Consider the following 14,848-nt stretch of genomic DNA (forward strand, 5'->3'; position numbering starts at 1 on the left):
CCTTTACCCTAACTGTTCTACTTCTTTATGATTACGAATCGTTTCAAACCATGTATATAGTTGCTGATATGTGCTATAAACCAATTCTTTTTCTAATTGTAAGTGGTTCATTTTCTCACGATATGTGTTCGATTCAATTAAATCACGCTTTTGTTTTTTGTCTGCCATAAAAATGACGCCATCTTTTATTGTAACAAATTCTAACTCAAAAAACACCTGTGTCATGAAATTTACTGTATCTTTTGACCAGCCTTTATGGCGACATAGTTGTTCTCCATATTGTCTTAAAGAAAATGGTGTTTTTTGGCTTAAGAAAGAATAGTACCATTTAAAGTGTTCTCTCGTAGGAACTGTACTAAATAGATGGTTATTTTCTTGATAAAACAGTGTATAAATTCGCGCTGGGAATCCTACTTTAAATAACTCACGTAATTCATCTGTTCCGCTTGGCAAATCGAGTAACACGATGTATTGATCATCCAAATGCGTTACTTCTGACGCATGCATAAGCTTTTCTTTATAGTCCTCTAAAGAAAATTTATTCAATACCTCTTCAGAAAAATACACCATTGTTATTTTTTCTTTCGGAAGTTCTGCTAAATTTGCTTCTGCATTACGCATACTACGCCAATCAAATAATTGCCACGCCTCTACAGAAATATCTTGTACCATTAATTGTGGCTTCTTAAAATTGTTCCATTCATTGATGGATGCTTCTCCTATTACAGATACTTTTGCAACTGGAGAGATTTCTTTCGCATATGCACCAAAACCAAATCCAATTGTATCCAGTGTTGCTTGTCCATCACGAAGAGCCATTTTTAAATGAGAGCCATCTGATCCGATTGCGCGAATACTTTCTAACTCTGCATCTTTCACTGCAATATGTGGTTTCGGATTTCCAACACCAAATGGTGCTAACTTCTGCATATCTTCAATTGCCGCTAGCGTTACATCCTCCACTTTACAAAAAACATCAACTGCTGTAATTGGAATAAAATCTTCTTCTGTTAAAATTGCATCTGCTTGTTCATTTAAGCGACGGCGTAATTCATCTACATCATTCATATGTAGCGTCATCCCAGCTGCCATCGGATGCCCTCCGAAGTGTGGCAATAACTCTCTACAATCTGATAAATTTGCAAACAAATCAAATCCTGCAATACTACGCGCTGAGCCTTTTGCTGTTTCTTTTATAGGATCAATGCATAATACAATAGTCGGACGATAAAAACGTTCAACTAATTTAGAAGCGACAATCCCAATTACACCTGGATTCCAACCTTCTTTTGCAAGTACTAATACTTTGTTTTCTTCTGGCGGAAAGTTATTTTCAACTTCAGCGATAGCCTCTTCGGTAATTTGCTTTACAATATCTTTTCGCAGTTTGTTCAGCTCATCAATTTCTTCGGCCAACTCTTTCGCTTCCTCAGGATCATCTGATAATAAAAGGTGTACAGCCGGCGTTGCATCTTCTAAACGCCCGACCGCATTAATACGCGGTGCAATTGAGAAGCCAATACTCTCTTCTGTAATTTCACTTTGCGAAACGTTAGCAACTTTAAACAATGCCTTCAAACCAATATTTTTCGTCATACGCATATGTTTTAAACCGCGTTTCACTAGCAACCTATTTTCACCATGAAGTGACACTAAATCGGCTACTGTACCGATTACTGCAATTTCTAATAAATGTTCTGGTACACGGCCTAATAGTGCATGCGCAACTTTAAACGCAACACCTACACCAGCTAAATAGTGAAACGGATATACACCGCCATCTAATTTCGGATGTATAATCGCAAGTGCTTCTGGCAATTCTGGCGGTGGCTCATGGTGATCTGTAATAATTAGATCTATTCCAAGCTCTTTCGCTACATTCGCTTCATGTACTGCTGCGATGCCAGTGTCGACAGTAATAATCAGTGAGAACCCTGCGCTATGCGCCCAACGAAACGCTTCTTCGTTCGGTCCATACCCTTCTGTAAAACGATTTGGAATGTAAAATTCTACTTCTGCACCTAATTCTTGAAGAGCAAGATATAAAACCGTCGTACTACTTACTCCGTCCGCATCGTAATCACCAAATATTAATATTTGCTCTCCATTTTGAATCGCCTTATTTACACGTTTTACCGTTCTATCCATTCCTTCTAATAAAAATGGATCATGAAATTCTTGATTTTCTGTATTTAAAAAATCTAAAATCTTATCTTCTGTATCTAGTCCTCTACCGAGGAATAATGAAACGACAAGTGGCGATAACTGTAATTTACTTGCTAATTCACTCACTCGCTCTTCATTATATTCTTTTTCTTTCCAACGCGTCTTCGGTTGTAACACGAAATCACCCCTTAACCTGTTCATTATACAAGACAGATTAAGGGGTGACAATATAATGCAAACTATGATGCAATATCTACATACTAAAATGTTAATGATGTTTAATTTGGAGAATACGGATTTATATGTACGAATACATTTTGTACATTATCTTGTTTCATAAGTATTTCTTTCACATGTTTTCCAATGCGGTGTCCTTCTTCTACAGTAATGTATGGATCTACAGACACTTTAATATCGACAATAACATAATGACCATGCTCCCGTGCATATAAAGAACCAATTTTTTTCACACCATCTACTTGAAGAACCGCTTCTCTAAGCGGAATAACATCCTCCTCATGAAGAACATGGTCAAGCGTTGCATGAATTGCTTCCGCTCCAATGCTCCATGCCATTTTTACAACAAGTAGTGAAACAACTAATCCTGCAATCGGATCAGCATATACAAGCCAGTCTATACCAAGCTTACCACCTAGTATAGCTGCACAAATACCGATTAAAGCTGCAATTGAAGAAAATACATCCGAACGGTGCTCATATGCATTTGCAATAATTGCATCACTATTTACCCTTTTCCCTAATCGGAATTTATATTGAAACATTCCTTCTTTCACGACGATTGAAAGAACAACAGCAAAAATCGTAATTCCTTTCGGCGGTTCTAGTTCTTGCGAAAAAGCTTTTATAGATGAAATCGCGATTTCAAGTCCCACAATAAATAATAATACCGCAACAATAATCGCTGAAATCGATTCCGCTTTACCATGACCATACGGATGATCTTCATCAGGTGGCTGCTTTGCCGCTCGCAATCCAAAAAGTACAGCTAGCGAACCAATTACATCTGATGCAGAATGCACCGCATCTGCTAACAGTGCTTTACTGTTCCCAATATAACCAATTACCGCCTTTACAATTGCTAATATAATATTACCAACGATCCCGACAATAGCACCAAACTCGGCCTGTTTAAAACGTTCATCTTTTTCCATAATTAAAATCCCTTCTTTTCTTAACCTATCTTTTTATTTTAACAAAAACAGCGATAACACCACCACTTTCTTCCATCTTCTTCCCATCAAAAAGTTGCTATCTTATTGTATCCACAAACGAAAAAAGAGATGCCTCATAAAGAGACATCATCTTTTCTATACTTGCGGTTCAGATTCTACTTTCTCAACCTTCTTCTTGTTTTTACCTCTTTTCAAACGACGGTTTTCAAGCATTAACCAAATTTGAGAGGCAACGAAAACAGAAGAGTACGTACCTACAATTAATCCAACAAGCAACGCAAACGAGAAGTTACGTAGTGACTCACTACCGAAGATAAGCAGTGCAATTACTGGGAGTAACACTGTTAATACGGTGTTAATCGAACGACCAAGCGTTTGGCGAATACTTGCATTTACGATTTCTTCTAGGTCTTTTATATCGCGCACTCGTTTTTTCTGTTTGTATAATTCACGGTTTCTATCAAATGTAACAATCGAGTCATTAATAGAATAACCGATGATTGTTAGTACTGCAGCGATAAACGTTAAGTCTACCTCCAATTGGAAAATACTAAACATAACAACCATAACGAATGCGTCATGTAGTAACGCAAGCACTGCAGATAACGCATACGTAAATCGGAATCGAATACTTACGTATAAAATGATAACTGCAGAAGCAATTAGTACAGCGATAAATGCATTTCGTGCAATCTCTTTACCGATTGTCGGTGAAACTGTACTTATGTTTGGATCCGTACCATATTTATCATGGAAGAATGTTTTTGTTTTCGCAATTTCATCTTTTGATAAAACACCTAATGTACGAACTGCGAAACCTTTATTGTCATCCCCAGTCGGTACAATATTTTCTTCCTTCACATCAATGTTCAACTCTTTAAAATCTTTATGAACATCAGCTACAGTAACTGCTTGTTTTGATTGCAAGTCCATACGTGTGCCACTTGCAAAGTCAATACCAAGATTCAACTTGAAAATTGGCAGGATAATTGCACCTGCAATTACAACTACAATTGAGAAGATAAGGAATTTATGACCGATATTTACGAAGTTAATACGATCAAATTTCGTTGGTGGATGTACTACACCTTTTGTTAAAGGAATAATATCCTTTTGTTTCACACCAAAATATCCTGGTTTTTTATCGAAGTAACGGCTCTTTACAAGTAAACCTAGTAAGAAACGAGTACCGAATACGTTCGTAATGAAACCGACTAAAATACTTACAATTAAACTTGTTGCAAACCCTTGAACTGAGCTTGTACCATATACAAATAACACACCTGCAGCTGCAAGAGTCGTAACGTTCGCATCTAGAATTGTTGCTAAGGAACGATGGTTACCAGCTCGGAATGCTGACATCATGGACTTACCAATTTTCAGCTCTTCTTTCAGTCTCTCGTACGTAATAATATTCGCATCAACTGCGATACCTACCCCAAGCACTAATGCGGCAATACCTGGTAATGTCAGAACCGCATGCATCCAGTTAAAGACAAGTAATGTAACGAAAATGTATAGACCTAACATAATTACAGCTACAAGCCCTGGTAAACGGTAATACACAAGCATAAATAAGAAAATAAGAGCGATACCAATCGCACTAGCGAAAATTGTTTGATCTAATGCTTGTTGACCAAATTTCGCTCCAACAGATGTTGAATACATTTCTTTTAAATCAACAGGAAGTGCACCTGCATTTAATAAAGATGAAAGTTGTTTCGCACTTTCAACTGTGAAGTTTCCACCTACGATAGATACTTCAGCTTGGTTAAATACTTGGCTTACTGTTGCTGCTGATAAGAACTTCGGATTCGGTTTTGCAGATTCTGCTTTATATGAATCTTTTCCTTCTTCAAAGTCAAGCCAAATTACCATTAAATTCGTTGGTGGTGGCATTTTTGAAATCTTTTCAGTTACTGCACGGAATTTTTCAGCGCTTTTCAGTGTAAGACCTACGCTCGCACGGCCTTGCTCATCAAACGTTTGTTTCGCTCCGCCGCCTTTTAAATCCGTTCCATCCATAAGAAGGTTATCATCCACATCACGGAATGTTAATTTCGCTTGTGTTGATAACATTTCACGTGCTTTTTGCTGATCTTGTACACCAGCAAGCTGTACACGAATTCGATCTTGCCCTTCGATTTGAATGTTCGGCTCACTTACACCGAGAACATTGACACGATTTTCAAGAGCACCTACTGTACTTACAAGTACGTCTCGATCGATTTTATCACCTTTTTTGGCTGGTTTTACTTCATACAGAATTTCAAAACCACCGCGAAGGTCTAGTCCTAGACTAATTCCTTTTGCTATGTCTTTTCCTGCCGCACCAATTACTCCACCGATTAATAAGACGATGAGGAAAAAGGCGGCAATTCTCGTACCACGCTTTGCCATATGTACCCTCTTTCTGCTACTAACACTTTCAATAAATCTTTTACGATTCACTGCTATACGTGTGCATACGCCTAGTTAGTAGACTTCCTTTCTATAATTTTTGCTAGTTCATCACTAGCTGTATAGGTAAGCTTTTACACTACCTACACTTTCATCATTTATTTTCCTCTTCACGACCTCCTTTATATATAATCTTAGACACAATTATTTCCTCTTTATCAATACATATCATTATACTGCAAAAGGAAGAACAAACCAATTGCAGTCGGTTATTTATTTTCGTACTCATCAAATGACCAAAGCGGTGCTTGATAAGCTTCAACAGTTAAATATGTCATATATTCATTAGTACTTACTGTTAATACGTCATTAACTAATTCATACAATCTAACATCGCTGTCTATCTTCTTCCACTTTTTCACTTTAAGAAACTTCCAAATGTCATCATCTGTCACTCGGTCGTAACCGAACATTTGAAACTCTTCTACTTTACTTTCTAAAACGACTTGTAACTGTCCGCGGTATGATTCTACCAAAGCCTCTCTATCTAACATCTATAACATCTCCTTCTTATTTCAGCACGAAAAAGTCGCTTTAATCCCGCTCTAATGGACAGCAATAACTACTTTCAAGAGCACTATCATACTTCACTCTCTTAAATGCTTGTCATTCTTGTCTCGTACGTGCATATAAATTATTGTAAATCATTCCATTGATTTTGAGAAGGTAGGAGAAGAACATGACGAGACAAAGCTTTTTAAAAGGCGCATTTATTTTAATGATAGCCGGCTTTATTACAAAAATACTCGGCTTTATCAACCGCATAGTAATGGCACGTATTTTAGGAGAAGAAGGCGTTGGTCTTTATATGATGGCCGTTCCTACATTCATTTTAGCAATTACATTGACACAAATTGGTCTTCCTGTCGCAATCGCAAAATTTGTAGCAGAAGCGGAAGCTGTGAACGATAAACAAAGAGTTAAAAAAATATTAACCGTATCACTAGCTGTTACATCCGTTATTAGTATCATTTTAACAATCGGAATTATGTTCCTCACACCTATTTTAGCAAAAACATTATTAACCGACGAAAGAACGTACTATCCATTAATGGCCATTTTGCCCGTTGTTCCCGTTATTGCTGTTTCTTCTGTTTTGCGTGGTTACTTTCAAGGGAAACAAAACATGAAACCTAGCGCTTATGCGCAAGTTCTAGAACAAGTCGTCCGCATTACCATTATCGCTATATGCATTCAATTATTTTTACCTTACGGCATAGAATACGCTGCAGCCGGCGCTATGTTATCAGCTGTTCTCGGTGAAGTTGCATCCTTATTATTTTTACTCACGTTATTTCAGCGAGAAAAACATTTATCAATACGCTCTGGATTTTTCACTACTGTAAAGGAAAGCAAAGGGACATTTTATTCTCTGATGGATATTGCCCTTCCAACTACAGGAAGTCGTTTAATCGGCTCCATTTCATATTTTTTTGAACCTATTGTCGTTATGCAAAGCTTAGCAATCGCTGGTGTCGCTGCTTCTGTTGCAACCCAGCAATACGGTATATTAAACGGTTATGCATTCCCGCTTCTATCACTACCCGCCTTTATTACATACGCTCTTTCTACAGCGCTCGTTCCTTCTATTAGTGAAGCAATGGCAAAAAGACAACATAAATTAGTGGAGCACCGTTTACAACAAGCACTTCGAATTTCATTAATTACCGGCGGATGGTCTGTCGTTATATTATACGTATTCGCTTCTCCTATTTTAACTCTTATGTACGGATCAGACAGCGCAACAGCATTCATTCAACTTCTTGCGCCTTGCTTTTTATTTCATTATTTCCAAAGTCCACTTACCTCTGTTTTGCAAGCTTTAAACTTAGCAAGAGCTGCAATGATGAATACATTTATTGGCGCCATCGTGAAATTAATCGTTATTTTTGTACTAGCCTCAAGGCCAGAATTTCAAATGATGGGAGTTGCACTTGCTATCGCTGCAAATATTGTAACAGTAACATTTCTTCACTACGCTACTGTTTTAAAAAAGATTACATTTACCATTTACGCAAAAGACTATATTTTCGGCGGACTTGCCATCGGTATCGCAGGCGCCTTCGGTTTTTATCTTCATAAATATATTATTTTCTCTCATTCCCTTGGCATACAAACATTATGGGAAATCACTTTAACAACAATTGTTTATATCGTACTTCTCTTCACTTTCAAACTCATTCGAAAAGAAGAGTTAAGTCGTCTCCCTATCATTCGTAAACTTTCATTTTTGAAATAAGTTGAAACTTTAATCAGTGGGGTAATCTCCACTGATTATTAGTTAAACCAATCATTCTTACTCTTTCAAAGGATAAATCTCTAATTTTCTTTTACATCAACAAAAAATTGTCCGTTTTGAAAACTACAGTATAAAATTTGTTTTACATCGTTATAACCTAAGTTTTTTAATTTCTCAATAAGCCATTCATCTGTATGTTCAATCATTTGTAAATGACTAGATTGAATTTCTCCATCAATAATAAGAGGAAGAGTAAACTGCAATGCATCTTGTTTATTTTTTTGTTTTTGAAAGACAGATAACTTCCCAGACGGTTCCAAAATAGCATATTCTACATCCCGAATATCCCCAACTCCTTGTTCCCTTAATTGCATCATTAAATCATCTATATTATAACGTTGCTTTCTCATCTTCTTTTCATCAATCTTTCCCGCGTTTACAAGAATAGCCGGCTCACCTTCTATTAAATGCCGAAAGCGTTGATACTTTAGGGAAATGACTGACAAAATAATTTGGATGCACATAAGAAAAGTCATCGGAACTAATTGATGCCAAAGTGATTTATCTGTATTTTCAATTGCTACTACGGCCATTTCTCCAAGCATAATAAATACGACTAAATCTAATACACTTAGCTCTCCTATCTCACGTTTACCCATAAGACGAAAAATAATTAAGATGATGATATACAAAAGCATTGTTCGTCCAATTATTGATATCCATTCCATTTCTACATCTCCTTTTTTACGTATAGACTCCCCTATAAAAAAGAAACTAGTCTAACTTAGACAAAAGGAAAATATGCTTGTATTAAAAAGGGGGAATGTATAAATGGATGGAACGAAAAAATTATCCACTGCAATCGGCTTCGGTATTATTACACTATTAATTCTCGCATCTCTTACTAGCATGATTATGGCTCTTTTATTAAAGTTTACGAATATAAACGAAGGGACATTAGCCGTTACTATTTTTATACTCGCTCTTTTATCTATGCTTATGTCTGGTTTTATCGCTGGCAAAAAAGCGCAGGGGAAAGGGTGGCTAGTAGGTCTCACAACAGGTCTCACATTCACTATACTCGTTTTTCTAGTTAACTATTTAGGCTTTTCTCAAACTTTATCGAACTCACAATTACTTTATCAATTAGCATTAATGGGAGCGAGTACACTCGGTGGTATTTTCGGTGTAAATATGTCAAAGCAAAGTAACTAAAAAAGGCCCTGCACATTTCATGCAGGGCCTTCCACATTAGTTTTTCACAACTTCACGAATCGCATTGCGATCGAAAGTTAAGTGTGAACCACCAGATTTAATAACAATTTTCGTCTCATCTACTGATTCGATTGTACCGTGTAAACCACCAATTGTTATGATAGCATCACCTTTTGCTAATTCGTTTTGCATTTGAGCAACTGCTTTTTGACGCTTTTGTTGCGGGCGAATTAATAAGAAATAGAAAATCGCAAACATCGCAACAATCATAACGATATTCATCATACCTGCATTCATCTTTTGTTCCTCCTTTTAAATTATGTATTAGAAGTTTTTAGCATTCGGTTTATTAAAGCCATACTGTTCAAAGAACTCTTCGCGGAAATCGCCAAGACGGTCTTCACGAATAGCTTGTCTCACCTGCTCCATTAAGTTTAACAGAAAATGAAGGTTGTGATAAGACGTTAAACGAATTCCGAACGTTTCATCACATTTCATTAAGTGACGGATGTACGCACGAGAGTAATTTTTACATGTGTAGCAATCACAGTTTGGATCAAGCGGACCGAAGTCTCTTGCGAATTTCGCATTTTTCACAACGAGGCGACCTTCACTTGTCATACATGTACCATTTCGAGCGATACGAGTTGGAAGTACGCAGTCAAACATATCAATACCACGAATTGCGCCATCGATTAACGAGTCAGGAGAACCTACACCCATTAAGTAACGAGGCTTATTATCTGGAAGAAGTGGTGTTGTAAACTCAAGCACACGGTTCATAATATCTTTCGGTTCACCAACAGATAAACCACCTACAGCGTAACCAGGGAAGTCCATTGAAACAAGGTCTTTAGCACTTTGACGACGAAGCTCTTCGTACTCCCCGCCCTGTACAATACCGAATAAACCTTGATCTTGCGGACGTTCATGCGCTTTTAAGCAACGTTCTGCCCAGCGGCTTGTACGCTCTACAGATTTCTTCATATATTCAAAAGTAGCCGGGAATGGTGGACACTCATCAAATGCCATCATAATATCTGAACCTAATGCATTTTGGATTTCCATCGCTTTTTCTGGTGATAAGAATAATTTATCTCCATTTAAGTGATTACGGAAGTGAACGCCTTCTTCTTTAATACGACGGAAGTCACTTAAACTGAATACTTGGAAACCACCAGAGTCTGTTAAGATTGCACGATCCCAGTTCATAAATTTATGCAAGCCGCCTGCTTCACGAATAATTTCATGACCTGGACGTAGCCATAAATGATACGTATTACTTAAAATAATGCCAGAATCCATTGCTTTTAATTCTTCTGGTGACATTGTCTTAACTGTCGCAAGTGTACCAACTGGCATAAATGTTGGTGTATCAAATGAACCGTGCGGTGTATGCACACGACCTAAACGGGCACCCGTTTGTTTACATGTCTTAATAAATTCATAACGAATTGCTGTCATAACTTACTCCTTTTATTTGTTTCTCATTTTAGCGTGAGATGCAACGAACATTGCATCACCGAAGCTAAAGAAACGATATTTTTCTTTTACTGCTTCATTATAAGCATGAAGTACATTATCTCTATTTGCAAATGCACTTACAAGCATAATTAATGTTGATTTCGGCAAGTGGAAGTTTGTAATTAAACCATCAATTGCTTTAAATTCATATCCCGGATACATGAAAATATCTGTCCATCCAGAAGCGGCGCAAAGCTTACCGTCATGATCTGTTGCAATTGTTTCTAACGTACGAGTTGATGTCGTACCTACAGTAATAATACGTCCACCATTCTCTTTCACACGATTTAATAATGCAGCTGTCTCTTCAGACATATGGTAATATTCTGCGTGCATATGGTGTTCTTCAATCGTGTCTGCAGAAACTGGTCTAAATGTTCCAAGTCCTACGTGAAGGGTAATGAATGCTAACTGAACGCCTTTTTGCTTTAACTTCTCAAGTAACTCTTCTGTAAAGTGAAGTCCCGCAGTCGGCGCTGCCGCTGAACCGATTTCTTTCGCATATACTGTTTGATAGCGATCGCGATCTTCTAGCGTCTCTTTAATATATGGAGGAAGTGGCATTTCCCCAAGTTCATCTAAAATTTCATAGAAGATGCCGTCATATGAAAATTCAAGCTGACGTCCACCTTGATCTGCAGTTCCTGTGCAAGTTGCTTTTAATTTCCCTTCGCCAAAAGAGATAACAGTTCCTTCTTTTACACGTTTCGCTGGCTTTACAAGCGTTTCCCACTTATCGCCTTCTTCTTGTTTTAAAAGAAGTACTTCAATGTGCGCGCCTGTATCTTCTTTCACACCATGCAAACGAGCAGGCATAACTTTCGTTTCATTTAAAACTAAGCAATCCCCCTCATGTAAGTAAGAAAGAATGTCCGTAAAATGTTTATGCTCAATATCACCTGTTTCACGGTCTAACACCATTAATCTTGATGTTTCACGATCTTCTAACGGGACTTGCGCAATAAGTTCTTCTGGTAAATGAAAATCAAACAGATTTATATCCATAGCTATATCCACCTATTTCTTATTTAAATCGATTTATTATATACATAATAAAAGATAATACAATACTTAACACAATACATGTAATGATAGGAAAATAAAAGGTAACGTTTCCTTTTTTCACAAAAATATCGCCTGGAAGCCTTCCAATGAACTTCCAAGCTAATCCAACAACGATGAGCAAGATTCCCGCTGTAATAAGTAATTTGGGCATCTCCGTCATGCTTTTGGTATCTCCATTCCGAAATGTTCATACGCAAGCGGCGTTACAATTCGGCCCCGTGGCGTTCGTTGTAAAAAGCCAATTTGTAATAAATACGGCTCATACACATCTTCAATTGTATGAGATTCTTCTCCAATTGTTGCTGAAACCGTTTCTAACCCAACTGGACCACCACGGAATTTCTCAATAATACCAAGCAGTAATTTATGATCAATATGATCTAGACCTAATTTATCTACTTGCAGTAGCTCTAATGCCATTTGCGTAATTTCCATCGTAACCGTTCCGTTACCACGAACTTGTGCGAAATCACGTACACGTCTTAAAAGCCGATTCGCAATACGAGGTGTACCACGAGCACGTCTTGCAATTTCTAATGCAGCTAACGAATCGATTTCAACTTCAAATACTTCTGCTGTACGTTCAACAATCGCAGAAAGCTGATCTACTGTGTAGTACTCTAACCTTGAAAGTACACCGAAGCGGTCACGAAGCGGTGCCGATAATGCTCCAGCACGTGTCGTTGCTCCAACTAATGTAAATGGCGGTAAATCTAGGCGTACAGAACGTGCTGAAGGCCCTTTTCCAATTACGATATCAAGACAAAAGTCTTCCATCGCAGGATACAATACTTCTTCAATTGATCTATGCAAACGATGAATTTCATCAATAAATAATACATCCCCTGGCTGAAGCGCTGTTAATACAGCAGCTAAATCTCCTGGTCTTTCAATTGCCGGACCTGAAGTTGTTCTAACATTAACGCCCATCTCATTTGCAATAATATTCGCAAGCGTCGTTTTACCAAGACCTGGTGGTCCATATAAAAGCACGTGATCTAACGTTTCTTCACGCATTTTCGCCGCTTCAATAAATACTTCTAAATTATGTTTCGCTTTATCTTGGCCAATATACTGACGGAGCGTCTGTGGCCGTAATGAATATTCTAAATCCGAATCTTCATATGCAGATTCCCCTGAAAGGAGACGTTCGTCCATTATACTCACCTCTTACCATTTAGTAAAAGACTAAGTGCCTTTTTAATATACTGATCCGTCGTTAATGATTCTTTTAATAACTCTGGTACAACGCGAGAAACCTCGCGTTCTGCGTATCCAAGTGCGCGCAGAGCTTCCAGTGCCTCATCAAGCTCCGCTGATGAACCTTTCTTCTCATCAAAACGTTCTGTATCTGAGAATAAATCAACAAATGCATCTGGTACGACATCTGCTAGTTTTCCTTTTAAATCTAAAATCATTTGGCGTGCTGTTTTCTTTCCGACGCCTGGGAATTTCACTAAAAACTTCTCATCTTCATGCTCAATCGCTTGAACGACCTGTCCTGTTTGACCAGAAGCTAAAATTGCAAGAGCGCCTTTTGGCCCAATGCCGGACACGCCTAACAACTTTGTAAATAATAAACGCTCTTCACGTGTTTTAAACCCGTAAAGTGCCATAATATCTTCTCTCACATAATGATATGTATAGACACGGATTTCTTGCTTACTTCTTTGAAATACATACGGATTCGGTGTGAAAATTTGATAACCAATTCCATTATGATCAATTACGACATATTCCGGCCCTACATGCTCCACGTAACCTGTAACATATTCAAACAAAATACGATCTCTCCCTCTTAAATCATGTATTCCATTTTAACATATTTAATGATAGAAAAGCGAGACTGCCCCAACAAATGTTCTCCACTTGAAACTTCTGTTATTTTCCATTGACAGAAAGTTTAAAGCACCTTAATATACAGAAGTCGATAATGATTATCAATACTAATTAAAGGGGTTACATCAGGATGAAACGTAAACTATTTATTTTATTTACTATTATGCTTGTTGTTCTTTCTATCGTTGGATGTTCTTCTCAAAAAGAAGAATCGAAAGTAAAAGAACAACCGAAAACAAAAGTTGTAAAACATGCTAAAGGTGAAGCTACAATTCCAGTAAATCCAAAGAGAATTGTTGACTTATCTGGATCAACAGAAGAACTATTACTTCTTGGACACAAACCTGTTGGTACAGCAAATACATATAAAGATAAAATCCAAAATCATTTAACAGACAAGTTAGATGGAGTAAAAGCAGTTGGTTGGTACTGGGCACCTAAAGTTGATTTAGAAGCTGTTACTGCTTTAAAACCAGACTTAATTATTTTAAACAACCGTCAATTAAAAATTTATGATCAACTAGAAAAAGTTGCACCTACAGTTGTTCTAGAAACAAACTTAGAAGACTGGCGTGGTAAGTTTAAAGAAGTAGGTAAGCTATTTGACGAAGAGAAGAAAGCAGACAAATGGATTGCAGACTACGATAAGAAAGCAGACTCTTTATCTAAAAAAATTAAAGAGAAAACAAAAGATGAGAACTTTATGTTCGTTGCAGTTACACCGCAAAACTTCCGTGTATACGGCAGCTTCGGATACGGTGACATCATCTTTAACGACTTAAAACTTCCTGCAACAAAAGGTACGGATTTAAAACAAACAATGGCGCAAGTATCACTAGAAGGCCTAGTTGCATTCCAGCCTGACCAAATGTTTATTGTAAACTTTGGCGGCGAAGCTGATAAAGTTTACGAAGACTACAAAAATAGTGCTGTTTGGAAAGACAATAAAGCGGTTAAGAACAATCACGTATATGAAGTATCAAATGAAGTCTTCAATACGAAAGCATTCAATCCAATTGGAAAAGATATGCTAATTGATGAAATCGCAAAAGAAATTTTAGCTAAGAATAAATAAGAAAAAAGCAGCTCACCATGAAGTGACCCCTAAAAGTTAGACACGGTTATTTCATTAGGCAGCTTGATAAAA

General features: G+C 37.4%; 14 protein-coding genes. 3 read left to right on the forward strand and 11 right to left on the reverse strand.

What is annotated here, in order from left to right:
* Positions 1 to 3 precede the first annotated feature (3 nt).
* The 4 genes from recJ to ACODS7_RS20255 all read right to left on the reverse strand — a co-directional run bounded on the left by recJ (position 4) and on the right by ACODS7_RS20255 (position 6,313).
* On the reverse strand, positions 4 to 2,343 hold the full coding sequence (recJ, locus tag ACODS7_RS20240; protein WP_243168813.1) for a single-stranded-DNA-specific exonuclease RecJ: 2,340 nt from the start codon (positions 2,341 to 2,343) through the stop codon (positions 4 to 6).
* 101 nt (positions 2,344 to 2,444) lie between these two features.
* Positions 2,445 to 3,338, reverse strand: coding sequence for a cation diffusion facilitator family transporter (locus ACODS7_RS20245; RefSeq protein WP_000409746.1), 894 nt, complete (start codon positions 3,336 to 3,338; stop codon positions 2,445 to 2,447).
* Between the two features lie 156 nt (positions 3,339 to 3,494).
* On the reverse strand, positions 3,495 to 5,759 hold the full coding sequence (secDF, locus tag ACODS7_RS20250) for a protein translocase subunit SecDF (RefSeq protein WP_016077245.1): 2,265 nt from the start codon (positions 5,757 to 5,759) through the stop codon (positions 3,495 to 3,497).
* Positions 5,760 to 6,028: 269 nt separating this feature from the next.
* Positions 6,029 to 6,313, reverse strand: coding sequence for a post-transcriptional regulator (locus ACODS7_RS20255; RefSeq protein WP_000886979.1), 285 nt, complete (start codon positions 6,311 to 6,313; stop codon positions 6,029 to 6,031).
* 185 nt (positions 6,314 to 6,498) lie between these two features.
* Between ACODS7_RS20255 and spoVB the strand changes: the two genes are divergently transcribed.
* The gene (gene spoVB / locus ACODS7_RS20260) at positions 6,499 to 8,058 is read left to right on the forward strand and encodes a stage V sporulation protein B (RefSeq protein ID WP_088115426.1); all 1,560 of its coding nucleotides are present in this window, start codon (positions 6,499 to 6,501) and stop codon (positions 8,056 to 8,058) included.
* 80 nt (positions 8,059 to 8,138) lie between these two features.
* Here spoVB and ACODS7_RS20265 read toward each other — a convergent pair whose 3' ends face one another.
* The gene (locus ACODS7_RS20265; RefSeq protein ID WP_029443354.1) at positions 8,139 to 8,786 is read right to left on the reverse strand and encodes a DUF421 domain-containing protein; all 648 of its coding nucleotides are present in this window, start codon (positions 8,784 to 8,786) and stop codon (positions 8,139 to 8,141) included.
* Positions 8,787 to 8,889: 103 nt separating this feature from the next.
* On the opposite strand from ACODS7_RS20265, the gene ACODS7_RS20270 reads away from it, so the two are divergent.
* A complete protein-coding gene (locus ACODS7_RS20270; protein ID WP_000349141.1) occupies positions 8,890 to 9,273 on the forward strand; it encodes a TIGR04086 family membrane protein in 384 nt (127 codons plus the stop codon).
* Positions 9,274 to 9,309: 36 nt separating this feature from the next.
* Here the strand turns inward: ACODS7_RS20270 and yajC are convergent, their stop codons facing one another.
* From yajC to ruvA, 6 genes are read right to left on the reverse strand one after another with little or no spacing between them, the layout of a single operon-like run.
* Entirely contained in the window at positions 9,310 to 9,570 is a 261-nt protein-coding gene (gene yajC, locus ACODS7_RS20275) for a preprotein translocase subunit YajC (protein WP_016080201.1), read from the reverse strand.
* Between the two features lie 27 nt (positions 9,571 to 9,597).
* Positions 9,598 to 10,737: a tRNA guanosine(34) transglycosylase Tgt gene (tgt, locus tag ACODS7_RS20280; protein WP_243168812.1), complete on the reverse strand. Its 1,140-nt coding sequence runs from the start codon at positions 10,735 to 10,737 to the stop codon at positions 9,598 to 9,600.
* A 12-nt stretch (positions 10,738 to 10,749) separates the two neighbouring features.
* Entirely contained in the window at positions 10,750 to 11,802 is a 1,053-nt protein-coding gene (queA, locus tag ACODS7_RS20285) for a tRNA preQ1(34) S-adenosylmethionine ribosyltransferase-isomerase QueA (protein WP_000354014.1), read from the reverse strand.
* Positions 11,803 to 11,821: 19 nt separating this feature from the next.
* Entirely contained in the window at positions 11,822 to 12,022 is a 201-nt protein-coding gene (locus ACODS7_RS20290; RefSeq protein WP_000138162.1) for a DUF2905 domain-containing protein, read from the reverse strand.
* Positions 12,019 to 13,020: a Holliday junction branch migration DNA helicase RuvB gene (ruvB, locus tag ACODS7_RS20295; RefSeq protein ID WP_029443355.1), complete on the reverse strand. Its 1,002-nt coding sequence runs from the start codon at positions 13,018 to 13,020 to the stop codon at positions 12,019 to 12,021. The genes ACODS7_RS20290 and ruvB overlap by 4 nt, the downstream gene beginning before the upstream one ends.
* Positions 13,021 to 13,025: 5 nt before the next feature.
* Positions 13,026 to 13,643, reverse strand: a complete 618-nt coding sequence (gene ruvA, locus ACODS7_RS20300) for a Holliday junction DNA helicase RuvA (protein WP_016080199.1) — start codon at positions 13,641 to 13,643, stop codon at positions 13,026 to 13,028.
* Positions 13,644 to 13,831: 188 nt separating this feature from the next.
* Between ruvA and ACODS7_RS20305 the strand changes: the two genes are divergently transcribed.
* Positions 13,832 to 14,776, forward strand: coding sequence for an iron-hydroxamate ABC transporter substrate-binding protein (locus ACODS7_RS20305; protein WP_029443356.1), 945 nt, complete (start codon positions 13,832 to 13,834; stop codon positions 14,774 to 14,776).
* The last annotated feature ends 72 nt before the right edge of the window (positions 14,777 to 14,848 follow it).

The sequence above is a fragment of the Bacillus sp. FG16 genome (assembly GCF_057809515.1).

What these genes read in the sequence shown, in the direction of transcription:
- ACODS7_RS20245 (WP_000409746.1), bottom strand. Translation starts at nt 3,338, where the DNA reads ATGGAAAAAGATGAACGTTTTAAACAGGCCGAGTTTGGTGCTATTGTC.
- secDF (WP_016077245.1), bottom strand. Translation starts at nt 5,759, where the DNA reads ATGGCAAAGCGTGGTACGAGAATTGCCGCCTTTTTCCTCATCGTCTTA.
- ACODS7_RS20255 (WP_000886979.1), bottom strand. Translation starts at nt 6,313, where the DNA reads ATGTTAGATAGAGAGGCTTTGGTAGAATCATACCGCGGACAGTTACAA.
- spoVB (WP_088115426.1), top strand. Translation starts at nt 6,499, where the DNA reads ATGACGAGACAAAGCTTTTTAAAAGGCGCATTTATTTTAATGATAGCC.
- ACODS7_RS20265 (WP_029443354.1), bottom strand. Translation starts at nt 8,786, where the DNA reads ATGGAATGGATATCAATAATTGGACGAACAATGCTTTTGTATATCATC.
- ACODS7_RS20270 (WP_000349141.1), top strand. Translation starts at nt 8,890, where the DNA reads ATGGATGGAACGAAAAAATTATCCACTGCAATCGGCTTCGGTATTATT.
- yajC (WP_016080201.1), bottom strand. Translation starts at nt 9,570, where the DNA reads ATGAATGCAGGTATGATGAATATCGTTATGATTGTTGCGATGTTTGCG.
- tgt (WP_243168812.1), bottom strand. Translation starts at nt 10,737, where the DNA reads ATGACAGCAATTCGTTATGAATTTATTAAGACATGTAAACAAACGGGT.
- queA (WP_000354014.1), bottom strand. Translation starts at nt 11,802, where the DNA reads ATGGATATAAATCTGTTTGATTTTCATTTACCAGAAGAACTTATTGCG.
- ACODS7_RS20290 (WP_000138162.1), bottom strand. Translation starts at nt 12,022, where the DNA reads ATGACGGAGATGCCCAAATTACTTATTACAGCGGGAATCTTGCTCATC.
- ruvB (WP_029443355.1), bottom strand. Translation starts at nt 13,020, where the DNA reads ATGGACGAACGTCTCCTTTCAGGGGAATCTGCATATGAAGATTCGGAT.
- ACODS7_RS20305 (WP_029443356.1), top strand. Translation starts at nt 13,832, where the DNA reads ATGAAACGTAAACTATTTATTTTATTTACTATTATGCTTGTTGTTCTT.